Source organism: Paraburkholderia caffeinilytica, assembly GCF_046030355.1.
Lineage (GTDB): Bacteria > Pseudomonadota > Gammaproteobacteria > Burkholderiales > Burkholderiaceae > Paraburkholderia > Paraburkholderia caffeinilytica_B.
Map to the genome: position 1 here is coordinate 1 of NZ_JAQQCQ010000051.1, position 6,938 is coordinate 6,938.

General features: G+C 60.3%; 5 protein-coding genes. 3 read left to right on the top strand and 2 right to left on the bottom strand.

Features of this window, described 5'->3' with window-relative positions:
* Positions 1–166: 166 nt before the first annotated feature.
* Together PQQ95_RS36390 and PQQ95_RS36395 are read left to right on the top strand one after the other, a co-directional pair.
* Complete coding sequence (locus PQQ95_RS36390; protein ID WP_408447201.1) at positions 167–973, top strand: DUF72 domain-containing protein; 807 nt, start codon at positions 167–169, stop codon at positions 971–973.
* A gap of 114 nt (positions 974–1,087) precedes the next feature.
* Positions 1,088–2,206 carry a 3-deoxy-7-phosphoheptulonate synthase gene (locus PQQ95_RS36395; RefSeq protein ID WP_408447203.1) on the top strand — a complete coding sequence of 373 codons (1,119 nt, stop codon included), beginning with the start codon at positions 1,088–1,090 and terminating at the stop codon, positions 2,204–2,206.
* A gap of 255 nt (positions 2,207–2,461) precedes the next feature.
* Here the strand turns inward: PQQ95_RS36395 and PQQ95_RS36400 are convergent, their stop codons facing one another.
* The gene (locus PQQ95_RS36400; protein WP_006049832.1) at positions 2,462–2,740 is read right to left on the bottom strand and encodes an HU family DNA-binding protein; all 279 of its coding nucleotides are present in this window, start codon (positions 2,738–2,740) and stop codon (positions 2,462–2,464) included.
* 614 nt (positions 2,741–3,354) lie between these two features.
* Here PQQ95_RS36400 and PQQ95_RS36405 point away from each other — a divergent pair.
* Positions 3,355–5,301: a putative bifunctional diguanylate cyclase/phosphodiesterase gene (locus tag PQQ95_RS36405; RefSeq protein ID WP_408447206.1), complete on the top strand. Its 1,947-nt coding sequence runs from the start codon at positions 3,355–3,357 to the stop codon at positions 5,299–5,301.
* 43 nt (positions 5,302–5,344) lie between these two features.
* Here the strand turns inward: PQQ95_RS36405 and PQQ95_RS36410 are convergent, their stop codons facing one another.
* The gene (locus PQQ95_RS36410; protein WP_408447209.1) at positions 5,345–6,775 is read right to left on the bottom strand and encodes a purine-cytosine permease family protein; all 1,431 of its coding nucleotides are present in this window, start codon (positions 6,773–6,775) and stop codon (positions 5,345–5,347) included.
* Between the last annotated feature and the right edge of the window lie 163 nt (positions 6,776–6,938).

Sequence of the window (6,938 nt, forward strand, 5' to 3'; positions counted from 1 at the left end):
CGCCCCGCACAGGGGCGACGCTAATAAACCAATAAGAATTCAAGGAAAGGCCAACGCCGTAGGCAAACAGACCCCAAGCGCCCCGCAGGCAAAAAAACCAGCCCCCCGCACTCAAATACGCTAACCTACTCTCCCAGCAAAGCCACCCCAAAGAGGCTCCAAAAAAATGCCATCCCCGAAACCCGGAAAAATCCGAATCGGCATAGGCGGTTGGACCTATGCCCCCTGGCGAGGCACATTCTACCCATCAGACCTCACACAAAACCGCGAACTCCAGCACGCGAGTAAAAACCTCACATCGATAGAAATCAACGGCACCTTCTACGGCTTGCAAAAACCGGCAAGCTACGAAAAGTGGTATCAGGAAACCCCGGAAGATTTCGTCTTCTCGCTCAAAGCCCCCCGCTACGCAACAAACAGAAAAGTCCTCGCCGACGCCAACGAAACCATCGAACGCTTCTTCGCCAGCGGCGTGCTGCTGCTCAAACAGAAGCTAGGCCCGATCAACTGGCAATTCGCGCCCACCAAAAAGTTCGACCCGGAAGACTTCGAGGCCTTCCTGAAACTGCTGCCGGCCAGCATCGAAGGTCAAAAACTAAGGCACGCCGTCGAAGTCCGCAACGACACCTTCAAGACCCCCGAATTCATCGCGCTAGCCAGAAAGTACAAAGTCGCCATCGTGCTGGCAGCCGACAGCGACTATCCGCAAATCGCCGACATCACCGCGCCATTCGTCTACGCCCGCATCATGGGCACCAGCGACAAGGAAGCCAAAGGTTATTCGACCCAGGCCCTCGACGCCTGGGTCGAACGCGCCCGCCAGCTTGCAGCCGGCACGGCGCCGGACGACCTGGAAACATCCGCCGCGGCCCCCGCAAAAGCCACGGCGCGCGACGTCTACCTCTACGTCATCAGCGGCTTCAAGGAGCGCAATCCGGCCGCCGCGATGGCGCTGATCGAACGCCTCGAATAACGGTCATCCGGTCCACGCGCGCGAATGTCATAATCCCGGCAGCGAACCCACGCACCGACACCCACTTATTCAGGCCGCGAGGCCATTTCACCATCCAAGGTCCGGGAGACTATTTTGAGCGCCATCGACAATCCTTTGCACGATCAGGAAGTCGGCTCGGCCGACGCCACCCAGGACACCACGCGCATCGACGACGTTCGTATCGGCGCGGTGCGTCCGCTGATTTCCCCTGCCCTGCTGCAGGACGAATTGCCTGTGCCGCCGTCGGTGCAGACGCTCGTCGAGAAAACCCGCGCGGAAATCGCCGATATTCTGCACGGCCGTGACGACCGCCTCGTGATGATCGTCGGCCCGTGTTCGATTCACGATCACGACCAGGCAATCGAATACGCCCGCAAGCTCAAGGTCGCGGCACAAACCTACAAGGACGATCTGCTGATCGTCATGCGGGTGTACTTCGAAAAGCCACGCACAACGGTGGGCTGGAAAGGCTATATCAATGACCCGCGTCTCGATGGCAGCTTCCGCATCAACGAGGGGCTGCGTCTCGCACGGCAACTGCTGCTCGACATCAACGGTCTCGGCCTGCCCACGGCTACCGAATTTCTCGACCTGCTCAGTCCGCAATACATCGCGGACCTGATCGCGTGGGGAGCGATCGGCGCGCGCACGACGGAGAGCCAGAGTCACCGGCAGCTTGCGTCGGGGCTGAGCTGCCCGATCGGCTTCAAGAACGGTACGGACGGCGGCGTGCAGATCGCCTCGGACGCAATCATTGCGGCGCGTGCGAGTCATGCGTTCATGGGAATGACCAAGATGGGTATGGCGGCCATCTTCGAGACACGGGGCAATGACGACGCCCACGTCATCTTGCGCGGCGGCAAGAAAGGGCCGAATTACGACAGCGCATCCGTCGAGGCAACCTGCGCGGTGCTCAAATCGGCAGGTCTGCGCGAACAGGTCATGATCGACTGTTCACATGCGAACTCGGGTAAATCGCATTTGCGTCAACTGGAGGTCGTGCAGGATCTGGCGCAGCAACTCTCGCAGCGCGAGCGCCGCATTATTGGCGTCATGCTCGAAAGTCATCTGGAAGAAGGCCGTCAGGATCTGAAAGCCGGTGTACCGCTGCGTTACGGCGTATCGATTACGGACGCTTGCGTAAGCTGGTCACAAACTGAACCGGTGCTCGAAACGCTGGCTGAAGCGACCCGGAAACGACGCGCGGGCTGAACCCGCCGACGCGGCCTGCACGATCTCGCGCATCCAGTAACCGTCACTAACGGTTGAAACGCAAGGTTGGAACGCGAGCGTGCATGACACAAACCTGAAGCAAACGACACCTTCATAAGCACCACACGCGCCGCGCCAACCACCGATTCAATACGCTCACCGGCGTTGGGCAGCGCGTGATGCCTCACGCCCGATGCATCGGGCGCCACGTGCTACAGCAGCACGCGTGGATACTCCGGCGCGAGGCGCGTTGCATTACGACGCGTTGACGGCTTCCTTGAATGCCTTGCCAGCGGTGAACTTCACCGTCTTGGCTGCGGCGATCTGGATCTCTGCACCGGTCGACGGATTGCGGCCAACGCGTGCTGCGCGCGCGCCGGTCGAGAAAGAACCGAAACCGACCAGTTGCACCGTATCACCACCCACCACGGCTTTGGTCACCGCTTCGACGATAGCGTCGATGGTTTGGCCGGTGGCCGCTTTGCTTTCGCCCGTCGCTGCGGCGACTGCATCAATCAGTTCCTGTTTGTTCATAGCACTTCCCGTATGGTAATCATGGAACCGGCGCCACATCTGTTGCGCCGGGACCGACACACTAACGCATAGGCGCGTATTCGCGCAAACCTTGGGTGTAAGCCTTGTATCACCCGCCCAGCGGCAATTTGACGTTTTTTTGCCCCAAAGTGCTATAAGAATCGCGCGCTTACGTATTTGCCCCGCTTCAGGATGCTCCGCGGCGTTTCACAATCCGTTGCAATTTCAGTGCTTTAGCAGTGACAAACCGCCAGCAGCCAGGCTTTTTTCCTACGTTAGGGTGGATCGCAAAGATTCGGTATTCAGCACCGCGCGTCGCCCGGCAATAAAAATCCGGAAAGAATAAAACAATGAAAATTCGCCATATTGCAACATGCGTGGCGCCCGCCGGAGGCGAACAAGGAGGTCATACAACGCCTCGACGTCGAGGATCAGCGGGCTTCACGCAAGCGCGGGCGCGGCACAAATGACTTATCGCCGATTCGCTCTCAGGGCGTATTTACCGGTCTCCCAACGCGCCCAACGCGCGCGTGCAGCGCAAATTCCCTCAAGGTCCAGCCCATACGGCCGATATACAAAGCTGCGTGCGCGGTGCAAACGTTACAGGGATGGGGATGGTTCGGTTAGCCAAATTGAGGGAAGCGCTGTCGGTCGCGGAAGGCGACCCGGAACTCGTGCGCTCGCAACTCCAGGCATTCGGCCGCCAGATACCGTTGCTTTATTTCATCCTGATCGTCAACACGATGGCCGTGGCGGTCACGCATCTGGGCTCGGCGCCGGCATGGTTGTCCATTTACTTCCCGGGGGCACTCTGCACGCTGTGCATCATTCGTTGTGTGCGCTGGTGGCGCATCCGGCACCGGGTTCTGACGCACGATAAAGCCGTACCTGAACTGCGCAAGCTGATCCGGCTCGCGGGCATCATCGCCGTCGCCTTCAGCAGCTGGTCGCTCCTGCTCTTTCCCTACGGCTCCGCCTATGAGCAGGCTCAGGTCGCGTTTTACATGGCGACGACGCTGGTCGGCTGCGTATTCTGCCTGATGCATCTGCGGGCGGCCGCCCTGCTTCTGCTGTCAATCGTCATCCTAAGCTTTTCGACGTATCTGGTTTCCACGCGCTCGCCGGTCTTCATCGCGATGGCCGTCGACATGACACTGGTCGGCGTCGCGCTCGCCTTCATCATCGAACTGTACTACCGGACGTTTGCCGGCGTGGTGCATGCGCAGCGCGAATTGCAGGCGAGCCAGCAGAAAACGCAGCGGCTCAGCGACGACAACTTCAGGCTCGCGAGCATCGACAGCCTGACCGACCTGCCCAACCGGCGGAGTTTCTTCGCCTCGCTGCGCGCGCTATCGGAACAGATGCCCGGCGCCAGCGGCGGCTTCAATGTCGGCTTGATCGATCTCGACGGCTTCAAACAGGTCAACGATATCTACGGGCACGCAAGCGGCGACCTCGTGCTGCAGGAGGTCGGCGTGCGGCTGCTGGCGCTCGCGGAGCCCGGCATCTTCTTCGCACGCCTGGGGGGCGATGAATTCGGCGTGCTGGTCCAGCACAAACTGGCAAACGAGACGCTTGTCGAGTTGGGCGAGCGCATCTGCGAAGCGCTCAGCCAGCCGTATCGGGTGGCCGGCAATGTCGCCGAACTGAGCGGGACAATCGGCTGGGCAGCGTTTCCGGAAGCGGGCACGACGGTCCAGCAGGTTTTCGAGCGCGCCGACGCCGCCTTGTACGTCGGCAAGGAAGGGCGCCGCGGCACGCCGGTCATCTTCTCGACGGAACATGAGACGCGGATCCGGCGTTCGAGTCTCGTCGCCCAGGAACTCCGCCATGCGGACCTGGAGTCCGAACTGTTCCTCGAGTTTCAACCGATTTACGATGTGCACACGCAGCGCACCATCGGCATGGAGGCGCTCGGGCGATGGCACAACGAGCGGCTGGGCGGAGTCAGGCCGGAGGAATTCATTCGGATTGCCGAGCGTACCGACCTGATTCTGCGGGTCACTGAAGTGCTGCTGCGCAAAGCGCTCGAGGAAGTATCGCGCTGGCCGTCCGATCTGCATCTGTCGTTCAATCTCTCCGCAATCGATATTTCGACGTCGCCGCGCGCTCGCCGCCTGGTCGATATCGTGCTGGGCAGCGGCGTGCCCGCGCATCACGTCAACTTTGAGATCACGGAAACCGCACTCACGCGCGATTTCGAACAGGCCCACTGCTCGCTCACGATGATCAAGCAAGCGGGCTGCCGTGTTTCGCTCGACGATTTCGGCACCGGTTACTCGAGCCTCAGCTACGTGCATCGCCTGCCCTTCGATACGATCAAGATCGACCGCAGCTTTATGACCGACGTGGATTCCAATAGCGCGTCGAAGAAGATCGTCAAGTCGGTGCTCGATCTGTGCAGAAACCTCGGGCTCGAATGCGTGGTGGAAGGACTGGAAACGGCATCGCAAGCCGAGGTCGTCAAGGCGCTGGGCGCTCGCGCGGTGCAGGGTTATCTGTTCGGCCGACCCATGCGGGCGAGCGCCATTACTCACTATTTACAAACGTCGCTGGCGTAAGGCCTGGCCGTCAGAATCTGGCCGCACGCCGCCTCAGCCCGTCTCAATCCGCGGCATCCACCTCGGCCGGCAGGATCATCTCGTGGGGAACGTCAAAGCCTCTTGTCCGAGCAACGGCGTAATACAGCAGCGCGGGAGCGATCAGCCCGACGATCCACGAAATATCGACACCCCCCAACGAGTCCACCAACGCACCGGTATAGAAACCCGTCGCGATGAACGGCATCTGGATCAGCACGCCGAACACGTAAACCGCAATGCCCGTCATATTCCAGCGGCCATAGCGGCCATCCGGATCGAATAGCGCCGGCACATCGTAGCGTTCCTTGGTGACGCAGTAATAATCCACCAGATTGATCGCACTCCACGGTGTGAAGAACGCAAGCAAAAAGAGCAAAAACGCTGAGAATTCTTTCAGAAATGCGTGACGTCCGGCCAGGGCCAGCCCCGTCGACGCACCAACCATCAGGAAAATGAAGAAGAGACGCGTTCCGTTTGAAATGCTCCGTTTTCCGCCAAATCCCGTCACGATGGTCGCGACCGACATGACGCTGCCGTATGCGTTGAGCGTCGTAATCGTGAGCTTGCCCAGCGCAATCGTGAAGTACAGCACCGCGGCGAGCATGCCGCTCGCGCCCAGCCCCACGATGAACGACACCTCGTGCCCCGCGAACTGGCTGCCCGCAAGCGCCGCCGCAAACACGCCGAACACCATCGACACCTGAGCGCCGAGCACCGAACCGAGACCGACGGCCCAGAATGTCTTTACTGCCGAAGTCGAACTCGGCAAATAGCGGGAATAGTCCGCGACGTAAGGGCCGTACGCAATCTGCCATGAGGCCGACAAGGACACTGCAAGCAGAAAGGAGCCGACTGTGAAGTGACGGTTGTTCAGCAGTACGCCGATATCGTGTCCATGCAGCAAGCTCGCGAACAGATAGAGAAACGCCAGCACCCCGACAATGGTCGACATGCGCCCCATCGCGTGAATGGTGCGATAGCCGAGTGCGGTCAGCACGACTATCAGCAGCGCAAATATGACGATTGCGGTCGTGTTGTCGACCTGCAGGAGTTGACCGATCGCCTGCCCGGCGAGCACAGTGCCGCCGGCCGAGAAGCCGACATACATCACGCACACCAGCGCAAGCGGAATGATCGCGCCGTACACGCCGAACTGCACGCGGCTCGAAATCATCTGGGGTAGTCCAAGCTGTGGACCTTGCGCGCCGTGCAGCGCCATCACCGCGCCGCCGATGATCTGACCGGCCAACAGTCCGATCAGCGACCAGAACACGTCGCCGCCAAGCACGACCGCTAGTGCGCCGGTTACCACTGCGGTGACCTGCAGATTCGCACCGAACCAGAGCGTGAACTGACTAATGAGGCTGCCGTGACGCTCCGACGCGGGAATATAGTCGATCGAGCGGCGCTCGATCAGCGAAGACGCCGTCGTGCGCGATTGGGATATTGCCATGTGTATCTCCTGACATGTCGCTACGCTGCCTTGCGGCAGCAATGAGAATGCGGTTGGGTAACGATCGATGGCTGTCTAATGTTGTTGTTCGATTTGGCCGGCGGTGCGATGAGGACTGATGCGCTACAGGGCGACGGCGAGTTCCGGCACGACCGTGAACAGA